Origin of the sequence: Bacillus sp. 37MA (genome assembly GCF_000372765.1) — a bacterium.
Taxonomy (GTDB): Bacteria; Bacillota; Bacilli; order Bacillales; family Domibacillaceae; genus Domibacillus; species Domibacillus aminovorans.
On record NZ_KB889752.1, the window covers coordinates 481,033 to 506,244 of the forward strand.

24 protein-coding genes and 1 pseudogene are annotated in these 25,212 nt (G+C 41.2%); 19 read left to right on the forward strand and 6 right to left on the reverse strand.

The window, feature by feature from the left end:
* Positions 1-2 precede the first annotated feature (2 nt).
* A complete protein-coding gene (locus tag A3M5_RS0102580; RefSeq protein ID WP_018392191.1) occupies positions 3-872 on the forward strand; it encodes an NAD(P)-dependent oxidoreductase in 870 nt (289 codons plus the stop codon).
* 40 nt (positions 873-912) lie between these two features.
* Here the strand turns inward: A3M5_RS0102580 and A3M5_RS0102585 are convergent, their stop codons facing one another.
* Positions 913-2,070: an aminotransferase A gene (locus A3M5_RS0102585; RefSeq protein ID WP_018392192.1), complete on the reverse strand. Its 1,158-nt coding sequence runs from the start codon at positions 2,068-2,070 to the stop codon at positions 913-915.
* A 168-nt stretch (positions 2,071-2,238) separates the two neighbouring features.
* Between A3M5_RS0102585 and A3M5_RS0102590 the strand changes: the two genes are divergently transcribed.
* Complete coding sequence (locus tag A3M5_RS0102590; RefSeq protein ID WP_018392193.1) at positions 2,239-3,141, forward strand: chemotaxis protein; 903 nt, start codon at positions 2,239-2,241, stop codon at positions 3,139-3,141.
* 44 nt (positions 3,142-3,185) lie between these two features.
* Here A3M5_RS0102590 and A3M5_RS0102595 read toward each other — a convergent pair whose 3' ends face one another.
* A complete protein-coding gene (locus A3M5_RS0102595) occupies positions 3,186-3,674 on the reverse strand; it encodes a YkyB family protein (protein ID WP_051080826.1) in 489 nt (162 codons plus the stop codon).
* Positions 3,675-3,779: 105 nt separating this feature from the next.
* Between A3M5_RS0102595 and A3M5_RS0102600 the strand changes: the two genes are divergently transcribed.
* From A3M5_RS0102600 to A3M5_RS0102660, 14 genes and pseudogenes are all read left to right on the forward strand, one after another.
* Positions 3,780-5,306 carry a Ppx/GppA family phosphatase gene (locus tag A3M5_RS0102600; RefSeq protein WP_018392195.1) on the forward strand — a complete coding sequence of 509 codons (1,527 nt, stop codon included), beginning with the start codon at positions 3,780-3,782 and terminating at the stop codon, positions 5,304-5,306.
* 19 nt (positions 5,307-5,325) lie between these two features.
* Positions 5,326-7,428: an RNA degradosome polyphosphate kinase gene (locus A3M5_RS0102605; protein WP_018392196.1), complete on the forward strand. Its 2,103-nt coding sequence runs from the start codon at positions 5,326-5,328 to the stop codon at positions 7,426-7,428.
* Positions 7,429-7,575: 147 nt separating this feature from the next.
* A pseudogene (locus tag A3M5_RS25105) lies at positions 7,576-7,668 on the forward strand (trehalose operon repressor); the annotation flags it as partial.
* A 98-nt stretch (positions 7,669-7,766) separates the two neighbouring features.
* A complete protein-coding gene (locus A3M5_RS0102610; RefSeq protein ID WP_018392197.1) occupies positions 7,767-8,972 on the forward strand; it encodes an EAL domain-containing protein in 1,206 nt (401 codons plus the stop codon).
* Between the two features lie 55 nt (positions 8,973-9,027).
* Positions 9,028-9,258, forward strand: coding sequence for a hypothetical protein (locus A3M5_RS0102615; RefSeq protein WP_018392198.1), 231 nt, complete (start codon positions 9,028-9,030; stop codon positions 9,256-9,258).
* 129 nt (positions 9,259-9,387) lie between these two features.
* Positions 9,388-9,648, forward strand: a complete 261-nt coding sequence (locus A3M5_RS0102620; protein WP_018392199.1) for a YkuJ family protein — start codon at positions 9,388-9,390, stop codon at positions 9,646-9,648.
* Positions 9,649-9,779: 131 nt separating this feature from the next.
* Complete coding sequence (gene cbpB, locus A3M5_RS0102625; RefSeq protein WP_018392200.1) at positions 9,780-10,220, forward strand: cyclic-di-AMP-binding protein CbpB; 441 nt, start codon at positions 9,780-9,782, stop codon at positions 10,218-10,220.
* A gap of 52 nt (positions 10,221-10,272) precedes the next feature.
* A complete protein-coding gene (locus A3M5_RS0102630) occupies positions 10,273-11,724 on the forward strand; it encodes an MDR family MFS transporter (RefSeq protein ID WP_018392201.1) in 1,452 nt (483 codons plus the stop codon).
* A gap of 5 nt (positions 11,725-11,729) precedes the next feature.
* Positions 11,730-12,620: a transcriptional regulator CcpC gene (ccpC, locus tag A3M5_RS0102635; RefSeq protein ID WP_018392202.1), complete on the forward strand. Its 891-nt coding sequence runs from the start codon at positions 11,730-11,732 to the stop codon at positions 12,618-12,620.
* 71 nt (positions 12,621-12,691) lie between these two features.
* Complete coding sequence (gene dapD / locus A3M5_RS0102640; protein ID WP_018392203.1) at positions 12,692-13,402, forward strand: 2,3,4,5-tetrahydropyridine-2,6-dicarboxylate N-acetyltransferase; 711 nt, start codon at positions 12,692-12,694, stop codon at positions 13,400-13,402.
* A gap of 69 nt (positions 13,403-13,471) precedes the next feature.
* Entirely contained in the window at positions 13,472-14,593 is a 1,122-nt protein-coding gene (locus A3M5_RS0102645) for an N-acetyldiaminopimelate deacetylase (protein WP_018392204.1), read from the forward strand.
* Between the two features lie 228 nt (positions 14,594-14,821).
* Positions 14,822-16,165 carry a cytochrome ubiquinol oxidase subunit I gene (locus A3M5_RS0102650; RefSeq protein ID WP_018392205.1) on the forward strand — a complete coding sequence of 448 codons (1,344 nt, stop codon included), beginning with the start codon at positions 14,822-14,824 and terminating at the stop codon, positions 16,163-16,165.
* Positions 16,162-17,181, forward strand: coding sequence for a cytochrome d ubiquinol oxidase subunit II (locus A3M5_RS0102655; protein ID WP_018392206.1), 1,020 nt, complete (start codon positions 16,162-16,164; stop codon positions 17,179-17,181). The genes A3M5_RS0102650 and A3M5_RS0102655 overlap by 4 nt, the downstream gene beginning before the upstream one ends.
* Positions 17,182-17,258: 77 nt before the next feature.
* Complete coding sequence (locus A3M5_RS0102660) at positions 17,259-17,918, forward strand: potassium channel family protein (protein ID WP_018392207.1); 660 nt, start codon at positions 17,259-17,261, stop codon at positions 17,916-17,918.
* Between the two features lie 15 nt (positions 17,919-17,933).
* On the opposite strand, the gene A3M5_RS0102665 is transcribed toward A3M5_RS0102660, so the two are convergent.
* From A3M5_RS0102665 to def, 4 genes are all read right to left on the reverse strand, one after another.
* On the reverse strand, positions 17,934-18,458 hold the full coding sequence (locus tag A3M5_RS0102665; RefSeq protein WP_018392208.1) for a C39 family peptidase: 525 nt from the start codon (positions 18,456-18,458) through the stop codon (positions 17,934-17,936).
* 60 nt (positions 18,459-18,518) lie between these two features.
* A complete protein-coding gene (gene rnjA, locus A3M5_RS0102670) occupies positions 18,519-20,186 on the reverse strand; it encodes a ribonuclease J1 (protein ID WP_018392209.1) in 1,668 nt (555 codons plus the stop codon).
* A 3-nt stretch (positions 20,187-20,189) separates the two neighbouring features.
* Positions 20,190-20,399 carry a DNA-dependent RNA polymerase subunit epsilon gene (locus A3M5_RS0102675; protein ID WP_018392210.1) on the reverse strand — a complete coding sequence of 70 codons (210 nt, stop codon included), beginning with the start codon at positions 20,397-20,399 and terminating at the stop codon, positions 20,190-20,192.
* 345 nt (positions 20,400-20,744) lie between these two features.
* Positions 20,745-21,299, reverse strand: coding sequence for a peptide deformylase (gene def, locus A3M5_RS0102680; RefSeq protein WP_018392211.1), 555 nt, complete (start codon positions 21,297-21,299; stop codon positions 20,745-20,747).
* Between the two features lie 376 nt (positions 21,300-21,675).
* Here def and pdhA point away from each other — a divergent pair, with 376 nt between their 5' ends.
* The 3 genes from pdhA to A3M5_RS0102695 all read left to right on the forward strand — a co-directional run bounded on the left by pdhA (position 21,676) and on the right by A3M5_RS0102695 (position 25,209).
* Complete coding sequence (gene pdhA, locus A3M5_RS0102685) at positions 21,676-22,788, forward strand: pyruvate dehydrogenase (acetyl-transferring) E1 component subunit alpha (RefSeq protein WP_018392212.1); 1,113 nt, start codon at positions 21,676-21,678, stop codon at positions 22,786-22,788.
* A 3-nt stretch (positions 22,789-22,791) separates the two neighbouring features.
* Positions 22,792-23,769 (forward strand): alpha-ketoacid dehydrogenase subunit beta, encoded by a 978-nt coding sequence (locus A3M5_RS0102690; RefSeq protein ID WP_018392213.1) that lies wholly within the window; start codon positions 22,792-22,794, stop codon positions 23,767-23,769.
* A 72-nt stretch (positions 23,770-23,841) separates the two neighbouring features.
* Positions 23,842-25,209 (forward strand): dihydrolipoamide acetyltransferase family protein, encoded by a 1,368-nt coding sequence (locus A3M5_RS0102695; RefSeq protein ID WP_018392214.1) that lies wholly within the window; start codon positions 23,842-23,844, stop codon positions 25,207-25,209.
* Positions 25,210-25,212: the final 3 nt, after the last annotated feature.

Here is a 25,212-nt window from a genome sequence, read left to right on the forward strand (position 1 = left end):
TGATGAACAAACAAAAAGTTGGGTTTATTGGTATAGGTGTAATGGGGAAACATATGGCTTCTCATTTGCAAAAAGCAGGCTATCCGTTGTTTGTCTACACACGAACAAAATCAAAAGCGGCTGATTTACTCGAGACAGGTGCAACTTGGTGCGAAACGCCGTCTAAACTGGCATCTAAAACAGATGTTGTATTTACGATTATCGGTGAACCGAAAGATGTAGAGCAAGTATACATAGGAGAAAACGGTCTGTTTGAAGGGAGTCATGCAGGACAAGTCTTTATTGATATGACAACATCGAAGCCGAGTCTTGCACAAGAACTATATGAGAAAGGCAAAGCGAGAGACATTTCTGTACTCGATGCGCCTGTTTCAGGTGGAGATATTTTTGCACAGTCAGGAAAGTTGTCGATCATGGTTGGCGGCGATGAACATATTTTTACTGAAATGAAACCGTTATTTGATACATTTGGTGAAAATATTGTGTATCAAGGAAGAGCAGGAGCTGGACAGCATACAAAAATGTCAAACCAGATTGCGATTGCATCGAACATGATAGGTGTGTGCGAGGCGATTACTTATGCGAAAACAGCTGGACTGGATCCAGAAACAGTTCTAAAAAGTATAGCGCTCGGTGCAGCGGGCAGCTATTCATTGTCAAATCTTGCACCCCGTATGATGAAAGAGGACTTTGCACCAGGCTTTTTTATTAAACACTTTATTAAAGACATGAAAATTGCCCTTGAAGAAGCAGAACAGATGGACTTAAAATTGCCGGGACTGTCAATGGCGAAAGACATGTATGAAAAGCTGGCAGCGCAAGGTGAAGCGGAAAATGGTACGCAGGCACTTATTAAAGCATATAACAAGTAAAGAAAAGCAGGTTCTCAGTCGAAGAGAACCTGCTGTTTTTTTACTTTTTTAAATGGTTAAGGTATTGTTCAATTCGTGCTAGTCCTTCTTGGATGTCTTCAATGCTGCAAGCGTATGAAAGACGGAACCACCCTTCACCAGCAGGGGAAAAAGCGCTGCCGGGTACAACAGCCACTTTGTACTCTTTCGCAAGTGTGAGGCAAAAGTCAAAGGATGAGCCGCTGAAATCATCCGGTAATTTGACAAAGAAATAAAACGCACCATCCGGTTTTACTGTTTTCAATCCGAGTGTTTGGATTTTATCATAAGCTGTATCACGGCGGATTTTATACTCTTCCCTCATCGGGATTGCATCATCGATGCCGGCTGTTAACGCCGCAATTGCCGCTTTTTGTGAAACAGATGAGGCGCATGAAACATTGTATTGATGTACTTTTAATATGTGACGGGTAATAATTTCAGATGCAAATAAAAGACCAATTCGCCAGCCGGTCATCGCATGCGATTTCGACAGACCATTAATGACAATCGTCTGCTCGGGAAGGTAAGAGGCGATTGATACGTGCGGTCGTTCATAAATAATTTCACTATAAATTTCATCCGCCAGAATGAATAATTCATGTTTTTTTGCAAGCTGTGCGATGTCCTGAAGTTCACGATCTGTTAAACTAACGCCGGTTGGATTAGAGGGATAAGGCAAAATGATCGCTTTCGTTCGGCGCGTCAATGACTGTTCAATGAGGGCTGCTGTTATGCGAAAGTCATTTTTAGTCGTATCTACCATGATCGTTTTCGCTTCACATAAATGAATAATAGGCTCATATCCCGGATAAACGGGTCCGGGTACAATCACTTCATCTCCAGGTTGCAAAATGGTACGAAGAGCGATATCAATCGCTTGGCTCGCCCCGACCGTGACAATGACTTCTGATTCTGCATTGTACGAAACATCATATTTTTGTTTGTAAAATTCAGCTGCTGCTTTTTTTAACTCGGGCAGTCCAGCATTTGGTGTGTAGACAGTTGCATTTTGTTCAATCGCTTGTATACCTGCTGCCTTTACGTGATCGGATGTATGAAAGTCAGGCTGCCCGATCGTCAATGAAATCATGTTTTCAGTTGTGCCGACAAGATTGAAAAACTTTCGTATGCCGGATATTTCAATTTCTTTTACACGTTCGTTTAATCGATGTTCCATTTTGTAAGCCACCTTTATTAAGTACTATTGTTATTATAATGTAAACGTAATGTTTACAATGTTAAGAAAATCTAAATTTTTGTTAAGAAAATCTAAATTTTTCAACCATACGCATTTTTTTATTTCGTGATATAGTAAAATAAAAATGCGTAAGGGGTCTAATGACATATGACAAATGATTATGGTATTTTACTTGAATCAGGCACGAATGAATTGGAAATTGTTGAATTTGAAGTGCAGGATAACAAATATGGTATTAATGTCATGAAAGTAAAAGAGATTATTCAACCGATGCCGATTACATTTATTCCGCATGCACATGATCACATTGAAGGGATCATTCAACTGCGTGATGAAGTGCTTCCGGTCATCGATATGGCGAAAGTGCTCGGTATGCCTCCATCGGTTAATCAAGCGACAGATAAATATATCGTGACGGAATTTAACCAGCAAAAAGTCGTTTTTCATGTACAAAATGTAACGCGTATTCATCGTATTTCCTGGACTGATATCGAGAAACCATCTGAAATGTACCAAGGTATCGACAATCAAATTATCGGTGTGATCAAAATGAGTGAAACGATGATTTTGTTGATTGATTTTGAAAAAATTGTTGTCGATATTAATCCATATTCAGGTATTCATATCGATCAAATTCAGAGCCTTGGCAAACGAGAACGGTCTGAAAAACAACTTATTGTTGCAGAAGATTCGCCGCTGCTGCGTAAACTAATTCACGATACGCTAAGTGAAGCAGGGTATGATCAAGTTGAGTTTTTTGAAAATGGTCAGTTAGCGTACGACTATTTAGAATCCACCATTGAACAAGAAAATACCTTTGAAAAAGTGAAGCTCATCGTGACGGATATTGAAATGCCAAAAATGGATGGCCATCATTTAACGAAACGTATTAAAGAGCATCCGCAATTAAATAAATTGCCCGTGATCATTTTCTCATCTCTCATTACAGATGAGCTGCGTCATAAAGGAAAAGGTGTCGGTGCAGATGCCCAGGTGAGCAAACCGGAAATTGCCCGTCTTGTTGAATATATTGACGAACTTGCACTGTAAAAGAGAAAAGGACGCTTGCCAAGCGGGCTGCGTCCTTTTTCGTTCTAATATGACTGTCCAAGCGGTTTAAAAACGGGCTTTGTATACTGTTTACGGCCTGGAGGGTTACGTTTTGACTGGTCTTCTTTCATCCCAGTATACGCTTCCAACACTCCTTTTGCTTTTGACAAACTCATCGAGCATCGCGGATTACGAAATTCCTCATTGAGGCGTCCTAGATGAGGAAGTAGATTGAAGTCTTCTTTGCATGGCGGTATATGGAATGTATAATGACCACATTCAACGAGGACGTCTGATTGCTGTCGGCTATGCTTTGGATTTCGGGAAAAGTGAAGGCCTTTTTTTTTCGCTTTGCCTTCTTTAATCATTTTTAAGAGGGCTTGCTTCTTTAACTGATACAAATATTTTGGATTTGTAGCCGTCTTTGCATGACGGTTAACTGTAAAGATCGCTTTGGCGAGGATATCATCAGATGAAGGTTCGGTGAAAGGTTCAGATAATTTACTCACAATTGAGACTCCTTTCGCATTCATTTTTTCTTATTATACACTTTTTCAGGCGGATTTGAAAGCAATCATAATGGTTTGCATGGTATATTTAAGTGGAAAAGATGAATAAAAAAGAAAGCAGGAAAACCGATGGAGCACAGTAGAACAGCAATTATTGATATCGGGTCGAATACAGTTCGTCTCGTTTTATATAAAGAACAAGGAGCAGGAATTGAGGAATTCCGTAACGTAAAAGCGCCGCTCAGATTGAATCGTTTTCTAGATGAATCGAGCGTGATGAGTGATGAAGGAATAGCACTATTACTTGAAGCACTGAAAAACTTTCGTGAAGTACTTGATTATTATGATGTAACAGAAGTGGAATGCGCGGCAACTGCTGCGATCCGCCAGGCAAAAAACAGGGATGAAATCATTCGGAAAGTGAAAGAAGAAACCGCTTTTCAAATCCGGCTTTTATCAGGTGAAGAAGAAGCACTATACGGTTTATCAGCTGTATTAAAAACGATGCCCGTAGACAATGGCTTGACGATTGATATTGGCGGGGGGAGTACAGAAATTACACTGTTTGAAAATAGAAAATTGAAATATTCACATAGCTTTCCATTTGGTGTTGTCTCACTTAAACAGATGTTTATTGCAGAAGGTCGGATGAAGCCGAAAGAACAGAAAAAAATGGCGGAATACATTCAAAGTGAATTGTCAAGGTATCCGTGGCTGCAAAAAGCACCGGATGGCGTTATTGCAGCCATTGGAGGAAGTGCACGGAACCTTGCGATTGTGCAGCAGTTAAAAGAAAATTATCCGCCGCTCGGTGTTCATGGATATGATTTAACGTTAGATGCACTTGATAGGCTACGCGAAGAACTGTCATCATTATCGTATTCAGAACTGGAAAAGGTGGATGGCCTTTCCAATGAGCGGGCCGATTTGATTTTGCCAGCGCTCGAAGTATTTTACCAGATGGCCGTACATACGAATGCAAACGGCTTAATCGTCAGTTCACGCGGGCTCCGCGATGGCATTATGCTTGAACGTATAAAAGGCGGACAGTATAAAACAGCGGCAGACGTGAAGCGAAACGGAATTAAACGGCTTTTAAAAGTGTACGGACATGACGATGAGCATCATCATCAAATGATGGCGTTGATGGAAAAAATGGTGAATGGTTTTGAAAAAGAAGGTTTACTAAACGTCACAAAGCAAGAACGATTTATAATTGAACAATCAGCAGCGCTATTTTATCTAGGGGAATATATCTCATCAAGTTCTAAAAGCAGGCATACATTTTATTTGTTAATTAACTCATTATTTGATGGATTTACACATTCTGAAAAAGCGTATCTTTCATTAACTGCGTCATTCACAAATAATTCGACATTAAAGCAGTATTTAGAAGAATTTAATGGATGGTTTACTAAAGAAGAAATACAAAAAATGCGTGAATACGGTGCTCTGTTGAAACTATGCTACAGCTTAAATAGCTCAAAACGAAGCGTCGTACAGGATCTTGATGTCAAAGAGAAGCAAGATAGCATTCTCATTACTGTCTATTGTGAAGGCAATGAAATGGCGGAGCGTTACCAGAGTGTTAAGCAAAAAAGACAACTTGAAAAAGCGCTGCATAAAGAGATTACATTACAGTTTAAACAAAAATGATTGAAATGGGGGATGTCCAGTGAATGGACAGGTGGAAAAGGACCTAGCGAATCCAAGTTATTATAATAATCGTGAATTGAGCTGGCTTAATTTTAATCAGCGTGTATTGCAGGAAGCATCGGATTTAAATAATCCACTTCTTGAGCGAATGAAATTTTTAGCTATTTTCAGCTCCAACCTGGATGAATTTTTTATGGTGCGTGTCGCCGGACTGAAGGATCAGGTGAAAGCCGGTTTCAATAAACCGGAAAACAAAGCAGGATTAACACCAAAACAGCAGCTAAAAGCGATTAGTGAAAAAGCACATGAACTGGTACATACACAAAACCGTGTCCTGACAGAAGAAATTTTGCCGGCTCTTGAAGAAGAAGGGTTTCATTTCGTAAAACCGAACGAATTGAATGCTGAACAAAAAAAGTTCCTTCAAGACTATTTTGAGAATGAAGTGTTTCCAGTGCTGACCCCGATGGCAATCGATGCGTATCGTCCGTTTCCAATGCTTTTGAATAAAAGTTTGAATTTAGTTGTTATGCTTGAAAATGATGACCCTGAAGCAGAAGCAGACCGTGTGGCAATCGTTCAAGTACCAGGTGTCCTTGAACGGGTCATTGAAGTACCTTCTGATGCAAAGGGAGGAACGTATGTCCTTTTAGAAAATGTACTTATTCATTTTATTGATCGTATTTTCCAAGGATATAAAGTGAAAAATGTAAACATGTTCCGGATTACGCGAAATGCGGATATGGAAATTCATGAAGAAGGCGCACGTGATTTGCTTCTTGAAATTGAAAAAGAGTTGAAAAAGCGGAAATGGGGAGCTGCGGTCCGCCTTGAGATTAAGTCGCAGGATTTTGATCAGCATGTGCTTGATTATTTATTGGATGAACTCGAAATTCACTATAAAGATGTATATGAAATTGAAGGTGCGGTCGATTTAACCTTATTCTTCCCATTTACGAAAAAATTAAGTTTATTGAGGGAAGGATTAACGTACGAAACGTTTATTCCACAGCTTCCGGAAGATTTATCATCGCGTGAAGATGTGTTTGAAAAGACATTGCAGCAAGATATTCTGTTTTATCATCCGTACGAGTCGTTTGAACCGGTCGTCGATTTTATTTCACAGGCAGCAGACGACCCATCAGCACTGGCGATTAAAATGACGTTGTATCGCGTCAGCGGCGATTCACCGATTATTGAATCACTGAAACGGGCCGCAGAAAAAGGAAAACAGGTGACGGTACTTGTTGAATTGAAAGCACGTTTTGATGAAGAAAATAATGTGCAGTGGGCAAAAGAGCTCGAAAAGGCAGGCTGCCATGTTATTTATGGCATGCACAATTTGAAAACACACAGTAAAATCACGCTCGTCGTCCGTAAGCTTGCGGGAAGAATTGAACGATTTGTTCACCTGGGCACGGGGAACTATAATGATGCTACGGCGAAAATATACACAGATCATGGGTTGATTACGTCGAAAAAAGAGTTTGGCATTGACGCAACAAATTTCTTTAACTATTTGAGTGGCTATATGGATAAGCCAAAATATAATCATCTTGTCGTCGCACCATATGACATTCAAGAGGCATTTATTAAATTGATTGAAGAAGAAATTGAGATTCATAAAAAACACGGTAACGGCCGGATTATTGCGAAAATGAACTCATTAACAGACAAACGTTTGATCATGAAGTTTTATGAAGCGTCAAATGCGGGTGTTCAAATAGACTGCATTATCCGTGGTATATGCTGCATGAAGCCAGGGATACAAGGCGTGAGTGAAAATATTCGCGTCATTAGCATCATTGGTCGTTTCTTAGAGCATAGCCGCATTTATTACTTCCATCATGCGGGGAAGCGGAAGGTATATTTATCATCCGCTGATATGATGACACGTAATATGATTAAACGGGTGGAGATTTTATTCCCCATTATAGAAGATGAATTAAAAGACCGTTTAACAAATTTCCTTCAATTACAATTATCAGATAATGCAAAAGCGCGTTACCAAGATAGTGAAGGAAATTCCCGTTATGTGGAACGTAATAAAGGCGATATATACATTAACAGCCAGATGGAATCGTTAACGGCTGCGTATCGAGTAAGAGAAGACGAAGAGTGAAAAGAAAAACTCCGTGTAGAGTCGTTATGCGGAGCTTTTTTATCGTACAAGGGATTAATCAATTTCCATGTTAATAAACGGTCAGTGAATTCCGCTGTCTTTTTTTGCGTAATCGTTTTCTTTCTATCTTGACGACTTGTATATACATTGGATGATGCAAGCCTATTTCAATATACAGAGTCAAGACACCGATTGGATAAATTCCGATTTGTTGATTTTGCCCGACGTCATAAGAAATGAACCCGGCCCTTAAACAGGCCGGGTTTTCTGATGAAAGCATATTCGAGAAAAGTCATGTATAATAATAAGCGATTTGATGGAAAAAGGGGGGTCCTTCAATGGATGCATTGGAAATAATGAGTAATCTCGACCGGGTCATCCCATATTATCAGCCGATCTTTAGCGCTGATGAACATAAAATTGCTGGCTACGAAGTACTTGGCCGTTATATGGATGGAGAGAAGGCAAAGAGTCTTGGCGGCTTTTTTCATGATGAAGATACGCCGGATGAATACCGCCATGAAGTGGAAGATGTTATTTTAAAAAAAGCGCTTGATGATTATACAGCTGAAAAACAGAAGTCGTTTCTATTTATTAATCGGCAGGTATCAGGACTTCTCGAAGACTATGGTGAATCGTTTCTTGCGATCATCGAAAGCTATACAGATAAAGGGGTGACGCTTGATAAAATCGTACTTGAAATTTCGGCAGCAGAATACAGCGCTTCGCTGGATAACGTTTTGCGCTATTACAAGACGCTTGGCATCCGTCTGGCAGTAGATCATCTTGGCGAAGCAGAAGGCGATATTCGTCACTTTGCTAGTTACTCCCCGGATATATTAAAAGTAAGTCTGCAGGCGCTCCGCAAAGATGCAGGAGATCAAACATATAAAAACATAGTTTATTCTCTATCTATGTTTGCAAGGAAAATTGGCGCATCCCTTTTATTTGAAACAGTAGAAGTCGAATATCAACTGCAATATGCATGGAAAAATGGCGGCCGCTATTATCAAGGATTTTACCTTGCTGAACCATCTCCTGTATTTGTAAATCCGGATCAGTTAAAAGCTATGCTGCGAGAGAAATGCAGTCAGTTTATTTCTTACGAAAAACAGGCGCTAAACAGCGTATATACACTAGCAGATAAAATTGAAATGGAGCTCGATACGATTTTGTCCAAATCAAAATCAGCTTCTAAAGAAAAACTATTGGAAGAAATCGGGCAGCATTTTGATGGCATGTGTTTTCGCCTTTATATATGCGATGAAAATGGTTTTGAACTGACACCTAACTATTTTAAAAAAGAAGGCGATTGGGTGTTTCAGCCGGAGTATTTCGATAAGAACTGGAGCTGGCGTCCTTATTTTCTAGAAAATATATTAAGAATGCGGAAAAATGGTGGTGGACTTATTTCTGATTTATATAGCGACATTGAAACGGGAGAAACGATTCGTACGTTTTCATGCCCAATCAGAGATAATGAATATTTGTTTTTCGACATTCCTTATGAATTTTTGTACGATCAGGAAGGGCTTTTATATTAGTGTATAAGAAGAAGGAAAGCGGGGGAGACTAGCAAATATCACGAAGAATGAGTAGGTGGCTGTCATCGCATTTTTTCTAATTGGTTCAATCATTTTGCTTGCCGCTGCGATTTTCGGTACAGTGGCCGCCATGAGACGAGCATCAGCTGGAAAAGTAAAGGATGAAAACCTAGGTGTACTCGTACGCAGTCATCCTTATACGCTCAATCCGATTTTCTGGACGTACGTGGCTGCAATAGTGATCTTTGCAGGTATTATTCTCATCGTTTGGCTTAGGGGACGCTAATTTTTTGGCGTCTCTTTTTGAGCGAAATCGGTGAAAAAAAGGGATAAAAATGTTGGATTATCAAATAGATGTATGGTATATTTCTTGTGCTTACTTAATGGATTACGAATCGAAAGGGGTCGACAATATATGTCGCAACTAGTTGGAATTGTACAGCGTTTAAAGTCATTACAGGAGGGCGGAGAGCAGGGTGAAGTGCAACAACGCCTTTTTGAGTTGAACGGAAAAATGCTTTGTCAGGTGAAATATTTCCCGAATAAAGATACATTTGAGCTTGAAGTGTATGATAAAGATGGAAAAGGAAGTAAATATCCGTTTGACGATATTGACATGACCGCGATTGAAATTTTCGAACTGCTTCAAGAAGCGAAACAGCAGGAACAGGCATAAGACAGTTGCCATTTGTGAGCCGAATCTTTTTTAATTTAAAAGAACGGCTCGTCTACCTGGCGAATTGCTTACACGGTTTGCTATAATAGAAGATAAGTTAAGCGCTTACAAAAGGAAAAAGGAGAATCAAGATGATTTCCTTCACAAACAAAGATGTATTACAGATAAATATTATGGATTACATTATCCCAGGGGAGAAAGTAGCATTCGTTCAGCGCGGTAACAGCCTCGAGCATGCGCTTCTCATTTTGACAAAAAGCGGCTATACGGCGATTCCTGTGCTGGACACAAAGTACCGTCTTGAAGGCTTAATCAGTATCCCAATGATCACGGAAGCAATACTGGGTCTTGAACGAGTTGAATTCGAACGGCTTGAACATATGAAAGTGAAAGAAGTCATGGCAGTGGATAAGCCGAGTTTAACGGTTCATGATCATTTTCGAAAAGCACTCGGTCTGTTAATTAATCATCCTTTTTTGTGTGTGACCGATGAAGAGGGTTATTTTGAAGGGATTTTGACGAGGCGGGTCATTTTAAAACAGTTGAATCATTACATCGATCAGCTGAATTAACGGGGATCTGCCTAAGGGGCGGGTCTTTTTTTGTTGAAAGAAGGATCAAATTATGAAAGAAAGACAAACAAACCAGCGCCTCGTACTAGTTGCTGTGATGCTGGCAATGTTTATGAGCGCGATTGAAGCGACAATTGTGGCGACGGCCATGCCGGATATTGTAGCTGACCTCGGTAGTTTTTCATTATATAGCTGGGTATTTTCAGCCTATTTGTTAATGAACGCAGCGACCGTTTTAATATATGGAAAACTTTCCGATATTTTTGGACGCCGCCCGGTTTTATTTACCGGGATCACGATCTTTTTAATTGGCTCTGTTTTATGCGGTTTTGCAGCATCGATGGAGCAAATGATTTTATTTAGGTTTATACAAGGAATAGGCGCTGGGGCGATCATGCCGGTGGTGACAACGATTGTCGGTGATATTTATACGAAAGAAGAACGGGCGAAAGTACAGGGTTATTTAGCTAGTGTATGGGGTATTTCTGCTGTATCTGGTCCAGCGCTGGGAGGATTGCTTGTTGAATTTGTTTCGTGGCGCTGGGTGTTCTGGATGAACGTGCCGCTTGGCGTTATTTCGATCATTATGCTATTTCTTTTTTTGCATGAAAAAGTGGAGAAAAAGAAACCAAATATTGATTACATCGGAACGGTTTTGTTTTTAATGAGTATTTCATCTTTTATGTATATTCTTGTCGAGGCAGGGAAAACCGATTTCATGATTCCGCTTCTCATTGTCGGAATGATTTCACTCGTTTTCTTTGTCTTTCATGAGCAGCGGACTGCTGTGCCGATGATGCCATTTCATTTATGGAAAATGCGTCCGATTTTAATCGCTAATCTTGTATCATTGACGACTGGGATTATGCTGATCGGCATTTCGACCTTTTTACCGATGTATGTGCAAAGTGTAATGGGGGAAAGTGCAACGATAGCAGGGTTCACATTAACCGCTATGTCTATTGGTTGGCCGATTGCTTCATCGTTGTCTGGAAGGCTTATTTTGTTTGCTGGCTATCGAACGACGACATTGATTGGTGGTGCGGCGCTGCTTGCGGGTGGACTTATGTTCGCCTCTATGGATCCGTCTTACGGACCTTGGTGGGCAGCGGCTTCATCTTTTGTAACAGGTATTGGCATGGGGCTGACTTCAACAGCCTTTATTGTCTCCATTCAAAACGCCGTCGACTGGCATGAACGGGGAGCGGCAACGGCATCAAATATGTTTATGCGCAATATTGGCAATACGATCGGTGCTGCACTTCTTGGTGGTATATTGAATATTCGTCTTACTGCTTATTTGCAAAATAATCCGGATGCGTCTGATGATTTAACCGTTGATTCCATTAATGAGCTTCTTGGAGAAGGCGTTCAGATGAGCGAATCCGCCCGTTTCATTTTAAGCGAAGGGTTGACGACATCGCTTCACGTCGTATACTGGATCGTATTTCTATTTGCAGTGGTTTCGTTCATGCTGCTGTTGTTTTTGAAGAAAGGGGAATAAAAAAGATGTCCTTTTCAGAAATCCGCTTGTTAACGGTGCTTGCAGAAGAAATGAATATGAGAAAAGCAGCCGAGCGTCTTTTTGTCTCTCAACCGGCACTTTCCCAGCGGCTTCAAACGATTGAAAAAGAGTGGGCGCACAAAATATTTAACCGTTCAACAAAAGGACTGTCTTTAACGCCTGCAGGTGAACTTATTGTTGATTATGCAAAAGAAACGCTTGAGAAAAAAGAAGGACTGCTCGAAGAATTGCAATCACTGGAACCAAACGTACATGGAACGCTAAAAATTGCTTGCGCAAGCATTGTCGGCCAAAATTGGCTGCCAAAAGTATTAAAACTCTTTGTTGAGCGATATCCGTATGCGAAAATTCAACTTATGACGGGCTGGAGCAGTGAAATTTTAAAAGAGCTGTATGAAGGTGATGTTCATATTGGGATCATTCGAGGAACACCTGAATGGAAAGGCCGAAAAATTCATTTGTTTGAAGATCCGCTTTATTTAGTTGATAAAGACATTCAGGATGTAGAAGAAGTATTAACGACAGAAAAACCGTTCATTCAGTTTAAAAGTGATTCAAATTACGATCAGGAAATTCAGGAATGGTGGCATAATCGATTTCAGGTGACACCAAAGCGTTCTATTGTTGTTGATCAAATTGAAACGTGCCGTCAAATGGCATTTAATGGAATCGGCTATGCGATTTTGCCGGCGATTACGCTTTCAAATCAGGAAAATAATTTGTATAAAACGCCGCTTCTAGACCGCGACGGAGAACCGATCCAGCGAGATACGTGGATGCTTGGCTATGATGCTGCGTTTGAACTGCGGCAAGTGCAGGCATTTGTTGAAACGGTTGAACGGTTTATGGAAAAATCGGATGAAAATTGCTTGTGAAAATTGCTTTACTTTGGTAAAGTAAAAGCAGAAAAATTTAATATAAAAAGTCTGAGGAGGAATACATAATTATGAAAATGATGGATGCACATGAAATTATTTCATTTATTAGTAACAGCACGAAATCAACACCAGTCAAAGTATATGTAAACGGTGATGTGGAAGGAATCAACTTTGGCGCTTCTGCGAAAGTGTTTGGCGAAGGTAAATCCGTTGTCGTATTTGGCGAGTGGGCTGAAGTATCAGAGGCACTTGAGCAAAATAAAGACAAAGTGACGGATTACGTTGTTGAAAACGATCGTCGCAACTCAGCGATCCCGCTTCTCGACATGAAAAATATTACAGCGCGTATTGAGCCGGGTGCTATCATTCGTGATCAAGTTGAAATTGGTGACAATGCTGTTATTATGATGGGTGCTTCGATTAACATCGGCGCTGTTATTGGTGAAGGCACGATGATTGACATGAATGCAATACTTGGCGGTCGGGCAACAGTTGGTAAAAATTGCCATGTTGGTGCCGGAGCTGTGCTAGCGGGTGTTATTGAGCCGCCATCCGCTTCACCAGTTGTACTTGAAGATAACGTATTAATCGGTGCAAATGCTGTCGTTCTTGAAGGCTGCCGTATTGGTGAAGGTTCCGTTATCGCAGCAGGCGCTATCGTAACAGAAGATATTCCGCCATTCTCGGTTGCTGTTGGAGCACCAGCACGCGTTATTAAACAAATTGATGATAAAACAAAATCAAAAACAGAAATTATTCAAGAACTCCGCAAACTGTAAGAGCGGTGAGGGAAGAACGCGTGGGCAATTGCCTACGCGTTCTTTTTAAAAAAGAGGAGGACTGTGCACATGAACCGTTTTGTCGATATTCGCCGCGATCTCCATCAAATTCCGGAGCTTGGCTTTGAAGAGGAGAAAACACAACAATATTTATTAAACTATTTACATACATTGCCGCAGGACCGGATCGAACTAAAAAAGTGGCGTACCGGCATTATTGTTAAAATGAAAGGATTGAAACCGTCGAAAACAATCGGCTGGCGTACGGATATTGATGGTTTACCGATTACTGAAAAAACAGATCTCCCGTTTTCATCGATACATGAAGGCCGGATGCACGCCTGTGGACATGACTTTCATATGAGCATTGCTCTCGGTGTTGTTACACATTTCGTCGAAAATCCAATCAATGACGATCTTGTTTTTATCTTTCAGCCGGCAGAAGAAGGACCGGGTGGCGCAGAGCCGCTCATGGCGTCTAAAGAATTAAAAGCATGGATGCCCGATGAAATTTATGCACTACACATTGCGCCGGAACATCCCGCTGGTACTATTGCAACAAAGCCAGGTCTTTTGTTCGCGAATACGTCAGAGTTATTTATTGATTTTAAAGGGAAGGGCGGACATGCAGCTTATCCGCATGAAACGAAAGATATGGTTGTTGCAGCGTCATACTTCGTTACACAGCTTCAATCGATCGTGTCTAGAAACGTCGATCCGCTCGACAGCGCGGTCGTGACAATTGGTAAAATGACAGCTGGTACTGTGCAAAATGTCATTGCAGAGCATGCGCGTCTAGAAGGGACGATCCGCACGTTGTCACCGGAAGCGATGATGAAGGCAAAAGCACGTGTTCAAGCACTATTAAAAGGCATTGAAGCATCCTTTGAATGCGAGTCGGAAATTGATAATGGCAGCGGCTACTATCAAGTATTTAATGATCCAGCAGTGACGGACCGATTTATTCAATTTGCCAAAGCGCAAACGGATATTCAGTTCGTTCATTCACGTGAAGCGATGACCGGTGAAGATTTTGGCTTTATGCTAAAAGAAATACCAGGCATGATGTTCTGGCTGGGCGTCGGTTCTGAATACGGCCTTCACCACGCAAAATTGAACCCGGATGAAGCTGCCATTGAAACGGCAATCTCGTTTATTACTCGCTATTTCACCGCCCTTGGGCATAAGTAAATTATATAGAAGACATGTTCATCGAGGCCTAACATCTAAGTTAGGTCTCGATGAGTCTCTATACATGAAAGAAGGGTAAACAAGGAGAAGACAATTTTTTTTATACATGTTTGTGAAGTTTGTCACAAAATAGTCATACCCCCTTTATAGCATTGTTATTGTTTTCGGTTTACAATACGAGTAGCGTGATAATTTTATTTAAATTGAATCACTCGGGAGGTCATATGAATGGAACTCGATAGCGTCATGCTCAGTCGGATGCTGACAACGATGACATTAATGTTTCATATTATTTTTGCGATGATCGGTGTCGGCGTACCGGTTATGATTGCCATTGCTGAATTTATCGGTATTAAGAAAAATGATCCGCACTATTTACTATTAGCAAGACGCTGGGCACGCGGCTTTACGATTACAGTCGCTGTAGGTGTTGTAACGGGAACTGCAATTGGCTTACAGTTGTCACTGTTATGGCCAAGTTTTATGGAAGTAGCGGGACAGGTTATTGCTTTGCCATTATTTCTGGAAACATTTGCGTTTTTCTTTGAAGCGATTTTCCTTGGCATTTATTTATACACGTGGGACCGGTTTAAAGGAAAATGGACACACTGGCTCTTAACAATTCCAGTTATGATTGGGTCATCGGCGTCTGCATTGTTTATTACGACAGTGAATGCATTTATGAATACGCCGCAAGGATTTGATTTAAAAGGCGGTCAGGCGATCAACATTGACCCGATAGCAGCGATGTTAAATCCAGCAACACCATCAAAAGTGTTCCACGTCGTTTCGACATCATATATGACGTCAGCGGCCATTTTAGCAGCGATTGTGGCGTTTGCCATTTTAAAAGGAAAACGCGGTCAATACGAGCAAAAAGCGCTTCGTTTAACTGTTACGTGCACGTTAATTTTCTCGGTCCTTACAGCCATTGCGGGCGATGTATCAGCGAAATTTTTAGCGGAAGTGCAGCCGGAAAAATTAGCAGCGGCTGAGTGGCATTTTGAAACGGAAAAAGGAGCAGATATTATTTTCTACGGAACACTTAATGAAGATGGCGAAATAGAAAACGAAATTCGTGTTCCGAAACTGTTGAGCTTTCTTGCAGGTAATTCATTTGACACGGAAGTAATCGGTTTAAATGAAACGCCTGAAGATGAACGTCCGCCGCTTTGGATTCACTACATGTTTGATATAATGGTTAGCATTGGTATGTTCGTCATGGCGATAACGGCGCTCTTTGTCATCATGAGTAAAGTGAAAAAGTGGAATGAACTGAATAAGCCGCTTTTATGGGCGGTTGTTGCATCAGGGCCGCTTTCTCTCATTGCCTATGAATCGGGCTGGATTTTAGCTGAAGTGGGCCGTCAGCCGTGGATTTTAAACGGTTATATGAAAGTGGCGGAAGCGGCGACGAGAAATGATGATGTAGGCATTACGTTTGTCATGTTTGCGCTGCTTTACCTCGTACTCGGTGTGATGACAGTGGTCGTGTTGATTAAAATGTTTAAAAATTCGCCGGCGGAAGCGGAACTTGAAAAACGCTTTCCAAATGGGGAGGGATCAGCATGAATTTAGAACTTCTCGGGATCACGGTTCTATGGACATTTTTGTATGGCTATTTAATTGTATCGTCTATTGATTTCGGTGCTGGTTTCTTCGCTTTCTATGCGAGGTGGAAGAAAAAAGACCATATTATGAATGATCTTATTTCACGTTACTTATCACCTGTATGGGAAGTAACGAACGTGTTTTTCGTGTTCTTTTTCGTCGGCATTGTCGGTTTTTTTCCGGCTACGGCGTACTATTTCGGAACAGCGCTTCTTATTCCAGCGAGTGTCGCAATTATCTTGCTTGCGATTCGTGGTTCGTTTTATGCGTTTAATAATTATGGATCACGTGATAGTATATTTTACCTTTTCTTATACGGAGCGACAGGATTATTAATTCCTGCTTCGTTATCAACAGTATTGACGATCTCAGAAGGAGACTTCTTGGCCGTTACGGATGGTAAAGTGACATTCCTTGCTAAAGAGTTGTTTACGAGTCCATTTTCATGGAGTGTCGTCTTTTTATCTATCGTATCAGTCTTGTATATTAGCGCCACGTTTTTAACGTATTATGCAGATCGTGCGGATGACCGACAAGCGCGCCGGACGATCAGGCAGTTTGCACTGTTCTGGAGCATGCCGACAATTGTGGCAAGCCTTCTCGTCTTTATATCACTGCAAATGCACAATCCAGAACATTACAATAAAGCCATAACAGAATATTGGTGGATGTTCGGGTTATCGCTCCTCTGCTTCGGTATTGCATCCTGGTTTATTTATACAGGGAAAAGATACGGCACGGCCTTTATTATGGTGATGCTGCAGTTTTTCTTCGCCTTTTTCGGCTATGGAGCATCTCATTTGCCATACATTTTGTATCCGTATATTACGGTCCATGAAAATGTAACGAATGAAACGATGGCGTTGGCACTCGTTATTGCGTTTATTCTAGGACTGCTCTTGCTGATCCCGTCACTTATCTTATTGATGAGACTTTTCCTTTTCGATGCAGATTATGTGAAAGGGAAAAAGAAATAAGCGAAGTTTTAATAGATTCGTGGTAAACTCTCATAGCAAGAACCACTTTTTAGCGTTGAGAGCGGGGGGAAATGAATATGAAAAAAGAATTTGTCGTTATAGGCCTCGGCCGCTTCGGCAGCAGTATTTGCAGAGAGTTGAGCGAGCAGGGAATGGAAGTGATGGCGATCGATAGGGATGAAGACCGAGTGAATGAATTCGCATCGATTGCGTCCCATGCTGTTGTCGCAGATACGACAGATGAATCCGTATTGAAAAGTCTAGGCATTCGCAACTTTGACCATGTGATTGTTGCGATAGGTGATGACATTCAATCAAGCATTTTGACGACGCTTATGTTAAAAGAAGTTGGCGTCAAAAAAGTAACAGCAAAAGCACAGAATGATTACCATGAAAAAGTATTATTAAAAATTGGCGCGGATCAAGTCGTTCATCCAGAACGAGACATGGGACGGCGTATTGCAAACAATATTGTGTCAAATAATGTACTTGATTATTTAGAGCTTTCCGATGAGCATTCCATTACAGAAATTATTGCGAATGAAGCTCTTGCAGGGAACACCATAATCGATCTTGATATTCGTGTTCGATATGGAATTAATATTGTCGCTATTAAGCGGGGAAAAGAAATAATTGTTTCACCGCAGGCGGATGAAACAATCGTTGTGAATGACATTTTAATTATTATTGGAGCAGATAAAGATATTGACCGTTTTGAGAAAAAAATGAATGATTAAATGAAAAATCCCACTTCAAAGTGGGTTTTTTTGTGAATCAGGTGGTGTAATAAGGACGAAGCGAAGCATAGAAGACTGCTTTCTATAGGATACATGTCTTCGTTTACTTTCCCGGCCAGGTGCCCCGTTATCGTGAAAGAATAAAATGATTTCACCATTTTTCATTTCATAGCCGGTTATGACAACCCAATGATACGCATACATCGGTTTTGAAAAAAAACGAAGTGTAAAATATTTGTCGAATTTTGCTGCGACAGGGTGTCCTTTTTGCAGTTCATCCATTACTTCATCAATTCGATTCGTGCTTTTCACTAGCCAGTCTGGACCAAGAAGACGGCGAAGCTTATAAACCATCATAAAACGAAACAGACCGATCGGTGTCGTGGATAGTGATGTATACAATTCGTTCACATGAATCGGATAAGTCCCGCTAAACCAGTAGTTTAATATAACTGAAACCGTGACTGGACCACAGGCTGAAGAACGGAATTGCGGTTTTATATCATCATCGTACTGCGATTTTCCTTTCACGGGGATCATGAATTATGCCTCCCAATCAAAAAGAGCTTTCCAAAGGAAATGGAAAGCTCTTTTGTTATGTTACACTTCCATAATGATTGGTAAAATCATTGGACGGCGTTTTGTTCTTTCGTAAAGAAATGGCGAAAGCGTATCGGTAATTTCATTTTTAATGTCGGACCATTGAGTTGTATTACTAATGAGTAATTGCTTAATATGACGATTTAACACCGATTGTGCTTCATAAATTAAATCGCCTGATTCACGCATGTACACGAATCCACGTGAAATAATATCAGGGCCCGCTTCAATTTTATTTGTTGCTTTATTAATGCTCACAACAACGATCACAAGACCTTCTTCCGATAAAATTCGGCGGTCACGCAAAACGATGTTGCCGATATCGCCAATACCGCTTCCATCAATGTAAACAGAACCAGATTGGATGCGGCCGGCAACGTGCGCTTCCTCTTTTGAGAGGGCAAGTACATCTCCATTGTCCATAATAAAGCAGTTTTCTTTCGGTACACCGCAGTCGATCGCATGCTGAGAGTGTGTTTTTTGCATCCGGTATTCACCATGAATGGGCATGAAAAATTTAGGTTTAATAAGACTGAGCATTAACTTCTGCTCTTCCTGACTCCCATGGCCAGATGTATGGATATTATTAAGAGGTCCATGAATGACATCCGCGCCGGCACGTGACAATGAATTAATAATTCTATTTACACTCACCGTGTTCCCTGGAATGGGTGAGGATGAAAAGACAACAGTATCTTTTGGCTGAATTTGAATCTGACGATGGGAACCGTTCGCGATGCGGGAAAGAGCAGCCATAGGCTCTCCCTGGCTGCCTGTACAAAGAATCGTGACTTTGTTGGCAGGTAATTTATTTAATTGATGTGTATCGACAAATGTGTCTTTAGGACAGCGAATGTAACCTAACTGTTGACCGAGCGTAATGGCATTGTCCATACTTCGTCCAAATACACCGACTTTTCGGCCGTCTTCAACCGCTGCTTCGACTACTTGCTGCAATCGATGAATATTTGATGCGAACGTTGCGAAAATAAGCCGGCCTTCTACTTTACGAAAGATGTTACGGATACTTTCGCCGACTTTGCGTTCTGACATTGTAAAGTTAGGTACTTCACTGTTCGTGCTATCAGAGAGAAGACAGAGTACGCCTTCTTTACCGATCTCAGCCATTCTCGTTAAGTTTGCAGGTTCACCGACTGGCGTGAAATCAAATTTAAAATCTCCTGTGTGAACGATGCTTCCTTGAGGTGTTTTAACGACAACACCATATGAATCCGGAATACTGTGTGTTGTTCGGAAAAAAGAAACGGACGTTTTCCGAAATTTAATCACATCATCTTCCACGACTTCATGAAGGCGGGTACGGCGCAGAAGTCCATGCTCATCCAGCTTATTACGAAGCAGACCGAGAGCAAGTTTTCCGCCATACACAGGTACATTGACAACACGCAGCAAGTAAGGGATACCACCGATATGGTCTTCATGACCGTGCGTGACGAACAACCCTTTAATTTTATCTGCATTTTTTTCTAAATATGAATAGTCCGGAATCACGTAATCGATTCCAAGTAATTCATCTTCTGGAAACTTTATCCCAGCATCAATTAAAATAATTTCGTCCTGAAATTGGACAGCGTACGTGTTTTTTCCGATTTCACCCAAACCGCCGAGGGCAAAAACAGCTGTTTGATCATTTTTTACGAATTTCATGTTTTACAGCTGCTCCACTTTATAGTTTGGCGACTGCTTCTCATATTCGAGGTGAGATTCGTTTACCAATTGAACAAATTCAATATTGTATGGGCGGTTTTTTAATGCGTGACGAACGGCGCGTTCTGAATCCGCTTCTGCGTATAACGATTTCGTATTTTCGCGAACGGGTACCTCTGAATAATCTTCTTGATAGTACACTTTGTAAATCATGAACTTCTCTCCTTTTTCCGAAGTAATATATACAAACCGCATGTGAGCGGTTCTTCTCAGGGTGTTAATGTTTTTTAATTATATAGAAAAAAAGATGTTTTTACACGAAATGAACATCTTCGGTCTCTTACATAAAGACAGCCCTTCGTTTCGGAAGGGCTTAACCATTCAATGTTATGCAATTGTTTTTCTTCTGAGCATGTCTTTCCACTGTTTTACAAGCTTTTTTTTTAGCTTTTTTAACATCGTGGATCACTCCTTAAAGCCATTTTATCACACGCATGGCTTTATGAAAAGAAAAATGGGTATGCGTAGTATGCGTTGTATTAATAATGTTTATACATATTATCGTTCAATGGGGTGTGCGTTATCTTCTACACGGAATGGGTCATTTTGGTCAATATAGTCGTAAAATAAGACACCGTTTAAATGGTCAATTTCATGTTGAATACAGATGGCAGGCAGTCCTTTTAAACGAAATTTAACTTCATCACCAGCAAGTGTCGTGCCTTTGATTGTGACGCGTGCATAGCGATGAACGTATCCAGGTACGTCGCGGTCAACCGACAAGCATCCTTCTCCACTCGTTAAAAATGCTTTTTCTACCGAGTGGCTGACAAGTTTCGGGTTGAAAAGGGCATAACTTATTAGTACGCCTTTTTCATCTTTTACATGAATGGCAATCATTCGTTTTGACACGCCGATTTGGGGAGCTGCAAGGCCGATGCCGGGGCGCAGTCCGTGTTTTTCTGCGATATCCGGGTTCTGGCTATTTTGTACATATTCCATTAAAGAAGCAAGTACTTCTTTCTCTTCCGGTGAAGCAGGGAGTATCACGTCGCTCGCTTTTTCACGCAGGACAGGTTCTCCTTCACGCACGATATCATTCATTTTAATCATCTGTATACCTTCCTTTTTTTCCGATTGGTGTACTTATCTTATCAAAAAGTGTGCAAAATGTTAATGCCACATATTGTGTGTTTTGAAAAGGAAAGAAAGGGAAAATAGAGAAGGGCAGGTTAGAGAAATGTAATGTATAACAGATGTTAAAAGCGCTTTCTTTTTATAATACAGATTGTGTTTTTGAACTAATACAGTCCTTGTTTTTTGGGGAGTACACAAGAGGAATATTTAAAATTGACGGATTAAACATGATGATATAAACTATTAATCATAGCTTCATATTGTATCAGTGCCTTTATGGAAACAACTGATACAGGGAATTATAAATAAAAAAATAATCGTGTAACCAATAATGAAAGGATAGGTGTTGATCATGAGTGCAAAGAAAACTGCTCAGCTCGATCCACAACAAATACTTGAATCCATTGAAAATCAAATTGAAATGATCCAAGTTTTAAATGAAGAGGGGAAAATTGTAAATGAAGAGGCTGTGCCGAAGATGTCGGATGAAGAGCTTCAAGAGTTAATGGCGCGTATGGTGTATACACGTGTTCTTGATCAGCGCTCTATTTCGCTTAATCGTCAAGGTCGATTAGGTTTCTATGCGCCGACAGCTGGGCAGGAAGCGTCACAAATCGCCTCTCATTACGCGCTTGAAAAAGCGGACTGGATTTTACCAGGCTACCGTGATGTGCCACAAATCGTCTGGCATGGACTTCCGCTTTGGAAGGCGTTCTTATTCTCACGTGGACATTTCGTCGGTAACCAGGCACCTGAAGGCGTAAATGTATTGTCACCGCAAATTATTATCGGTGCACAGTATGTTCAAAATGCAGGCGTGGCACTTGGATTGAAAAAACGCGGCAAAAAAGCAGTCGCCGTAACGTATACAGGTGATGGCGGTTCTTCACAAGGGGATTTCTATGAAGGAATTAACTTTGCAGGAGCATTCAATGCACCGGCGATTTTTATCGTGCAAAACAACCAATTTGCGATCTCAACACCGCGTGAAAAGCAAACCGCAGCGAAAACGATCGCTCAAAAAGGAATTGCTGCTGGTATCCCATTTGTTCTTGTTGATGGTATGGATCCACTTGCTGTATATACAGTCGTGAAAGAAGCCCGCGAGCGCGCGATCAATGGCGGCGGCCCGACATTGATTGAAACAGTGTGTTACCGTTATGGCCCGCATACAATGGCTGGTGATGATCCAACACGCTATCGTACTTCTGATCTTGATACAGAATGGGAGAAAAAAGATCCGCTCGTTCGCTTCCGTAAATACCTTGAAGAAAAAGGCTTATGGAATGAAGAGAAAGAAACAGAAGTAATTGAACGCGCAAAAGAAGAAATTAAAGATGCGATTAAAAAAGCAGATGAAACACCAAAACAAAAAGTAACAGATTTAATGGCAAACATGTATGACGAAATGCCAGCTAATCTGAAAGAACAATATGAAATTTATACTGCAAAGGAGTCGAAGTAAGCCATGGCACAAATGACAATGATTCAAGCGATTACTGATGCCTTACGCGTAGAATTAAAAAACGACGAAAACGTACTTGTCTTCGGTGAAGACGTAGGCGTTAACGGCGGGGTATTCCGCGCGACAGAGGGTCTTCAAAAAGAATTTGGAGAAGAGCGCGTATTTGATACACCGCTTGCGGAATCAGGAATCGGTGGTCTAGCTGTCGGTCTTGCTCTTGAAGGATTCCGTCCTGTACCAGAAATTCAATTTTTCGGTTTCGTATATGAAGTAATGGATTCAGTAAGTGGACAGCTTGCGCGTATGCGCTACCGCTCTGGCGGCGTTTACTCGGCTCCTGTGACAATCCGTTCTCCTTTTGGCGGCGGCGTTCATACACCTGAACTTCATGCGGATAGTTTAGAAGGTTTAATGGCGCAGCAACCAGGATTGAAAGTCGTTATACCTTCCTCTCCGTACGATGCAAAAGGACTTTTAATTTCTGCAATCCGCGACAACGACCCAGTTATTTTTCTTGAGCACATGAAATTGTACCGTTCGTTCCGTGAAGACGTGCCGGAAGAAGAATACATAATTCCTTTAGGTAAAGCGGCTGTGAAACGCGAAGGTTCTGATTTGTCGATCATCACATACGGTGCAATGGTTCATGAATCATTGAAAGCAGCAGAAGCACTTGAAAAAGAAGGCTACTCTGTTGAAGTCATTGATCTTCGTACGATTCAACCGCTTGATATCGAAACTATTATTGCGTCTGTTGAAAAAACGGGTCGTGCAATCGTCGTGCAGGAAGCGCAAAAGCAGGCAGGTATTGCAGCGAATGTTGTCGCTGAAATTAATGACCGTGCGATCTTGAGTCTTGAAGCACCAGTTCTTCGCGTAGCAGCACCAGATACAGTCTTCCCATTTTCACAAGCGGAGGCCGTATGGCTGCCTAACTATAAAGATGTCATTGAAACAGCAAAAAAAGTACTTGAATTTTAATGAATAGATCACATTAGAAACGGGGGGCCTTGCGCCTCCTTTCTAAAATGACAATATAGGAGGATGAATACATTGGCATTTGAATTTAAACTACCAGATATCGGCGAGGGAATTCATGAAGGCGAAATCGTCAAGTGGTTCGTAAAGCCAGGCGATAAAGTACAGGAAGATGACGTACTTTGCGAAGTTCAAAATGATAAAGCGGTGGTTGAAATTCCGTCACCAGTTGCTGGAACAGTAGAAGATATACTTGTTAATGAAGGCGCCACGGCAATCGTTGGCGATACATTGATTAAACTTGACGCTCCAGGTTACGAAGACTTGAAGTTTAAAGGCGACCATGGAGACGAAGGTGCCGTTCAAACAGAAGAACAAGTTCAATCAACAGCCGAAGCAGGTCAAAATGTAGATAAAGTACCTGCTGACGAAACAAAACAAGCACCGGCTGAAGCGACAGGTGCAGGCAGCCAGCCACAAGCTGACACGTCAGAAGTAGATCCGAACCGCCGTATTATTGCTATGCCATCTGTACGTAAGTATGCACGTGAAAAAGAGATCAATATTACACTTGTATCAGGCAGCGGCAAAAATGGCCGTATCGTAAAAGAAGATATCGATCAATTCCTTCAAAACGGTCCTGAAGCAGCTGAACAGCCAGCACAAAAACAGGAAGAAACGAAAGAAGCGGCAGCGAATGAATCAAAACCAGCTGCAGCAACCGCCATTCCTGAAGGCGAATTCCCGGAAACACGTGAAAAAATGAGCGGAATCCGCAAAGCAATCGCCAAAGCGATGGTTAACTCAAAACATACAGCACCACACGTTACATTAATGGACGAAATTGAAGTGACAAAATTGTGGGCTCATCGTAAAAAGTTCAAAGAAGTGGCGGCGGAAAAAGGCGTGAAATTAACATTCCTTCCATACGTTGTGAAAGCTTTGACAAGCGCGCTTCGTGAATATCCTGCTTTGAACACATCCATTGATGATGTGACAAGTGAAATCGTTCATAAACATTACTACAACATCGGGATTGCAGCAGATACAGATAAAGGATTGATGGTACCAGTCGTGAAAAACGCAGACCGTAAATCAATGTTCACGATTTCGAATGAAATTAATGAACTTGCTGTAAAAGCACGTGATGGTAAACTTGCACCAGCAGAAATGAAAGGTGCATCTTGCACAATTACCAATATCGGGTCAGCTGGGGGCCAATGGTTTACACCGGTTATTAATCATCCGGAAGTAGCGATCTTAGGAATTGGACGAATTGCTGAGAAAGCAATTGTGAAAAATGGTGAAATTATAGCCGCACCTGTGTTAGCATTATCATTGAGCTTTGATCATCGTATGATTGATGGAGCGACAGCACAACATGCATTGAATCATATTAAGCGGTTGTTGAACGACCCAGAACTTTTACTAATGGAGGCGTAATAA

What these genes read in the sequence shown, in the direction of transcription:
- A3M5_RS0102580 (WP_018392191.1), top strand. Translation starts at nt 3, where the DNA reads ATGAACAAACAAAAAGTTGGGTTTATTGGTATAGGTGTAATGGGGAAA.
- A3M5_RS0102585 (WP_018392192.1), bottom strand. Translation starts at nt 2,070, where the DNA reads ATGGAACATCGATTAAACGAACGTGTAAAAGAAATTGAAATATCCGGC.
- A3M5_RS0102590 (WP_018392193.1), top strand. Translation starts at nt 2,239, where the DNA reads ATGACAAATGATTATGGTATTTTACTTGAATCAGGCACGAATGAATTG.
- A3M5_RS0102595 (WP_051080826.1), bottom strand. Translation starts at nt 3,674, where the DNA reads ATGAATGCGAAAGGAGTCTCAATTGTGAGTAAATTATCTGAACCTTTC.
- A3M5_RS0102600 (WP_018392195.1), top strand. Translation starts at nt 3,780, where the DNA reads ATGGAGCACAGTAGAACAGCAATTATTGATATCGGGTCGAATACAGTT.
- A3M5_RS0102610 (WP_018392197.1), top strand. Translation starts at nt 7,767, where the DNA reads ATGGATGCATTGGAAATAATGAGTAATCTCGACCGGGTCATCCCATAT.
- A3M5_RS0102620 (WP_018392199.1), top strand. Translation starts at nt 9,388, where the DNA reads ATGTCGCAACTAGTTGGAATTGTACAGCGTTTAAAGTCATTACAGGAG.
- cbpB (WP_018392200.1), top strand. Translation starts at nt 9,780, where the DNA reads ATGATTTCCTTCACAAACAAAGATGTATTACAGATAAATATTATGGAT.
- A3M5_RS0102630 (WP_018392201.1), top strand. Translation starts at nt 10,273, where the DNA reads ATGAAAGAAAGACAAACAAACCAGCGCCTCGTACTAGTTGCTGTGATG.
- ccpC (WP_018392202.1), top strand. Translation starts at nt 11,730, where the DNA reads ATGTCCTTTTCAGAAATCCGCTTGTTAACGGTGCTTGCAGAAGAAATG.
- dapD (WP_018392203.1), top strand. Translation starts at nt 12,692, where the DNA reads ATGAAAATGATGGATGCACATGAAATTATTTCATTTATTAGTAACAGC.
- A3M5_RS0102645 (WP_018392204.1), top strand. Translation starts at nt 13,472, where the DNA reads ATGAACCGTTTTGTCGATATTCGCCGCGATCTCCATCAAATTCCGGAG.
- A3M5_RS0102650 (WP_018392205.1), top strand. Translation starts at nt 14,822, where the DNA reads ATGGAACTCGATAGCGTCATGCTCAGTCGGATGCTGACAACGATGACA.
- A3M5_RS0102655 (WP_018392206.1), top strand. Translation starts at nt 16,162, where the DNA reads ATGAATTTAGAACTTCTCGGGATCACGGTTCTATGGACATTTTTGTAT.
- A3M5_RS0102660 (WP_018392207.1), top strand. Translation starts at nt 17,259, where the DNA reads ATGAAAAAAGAATTTGTCGTTATAGGCCTCGGCCGCTTCGGCAGCAGT.
- A3M5_RS0102665 (WP_018392208.1), bottom strand. Translation starts at nt 18,458, where the DNA reads ATGATCCCCGTGAAAGGAAAATCGCAGTACGATGATGATATAAAACCG.
- rnjA (WP_018392209.1), bottom strand. Translation starts at nt 20,186, where the DNA reads ATGAAATTCGTAAAAAATGATCAAACAGCTGTTTTTGCCCTCGGCGGT.
- A3M5_RS0102675 (WP_018392210.1), bottom strand. Translation starts at nt 20,399, where the DNA reads ATGATTTACAAAGTGTACTATCAAGAAGATTATTCAGAGGTACCCGTT.
- def (WP_018392211.1), bottom strand. Translation starts at nt 21,299, where the DNA reads ATGATTAAAATGAATGATATCGTGCGTGAAGGAGAACCTGTCCTGCGT.
- pdhA (WP_018392212.1), top strand. Translation starts at nt 21,676, where the DNA reads ATGAGTGCAAAGAAAACTGCTCAGCTCGATCCACAACAAATACTTGAA.
- A3M5_RS0102690 (WP_018392213.1), top strand. Translation starts at nt 22,792, where the DNA reads ATGGCACAAATGACAATGATTCAAGCGATTACTGATGCCTTACGCGTA.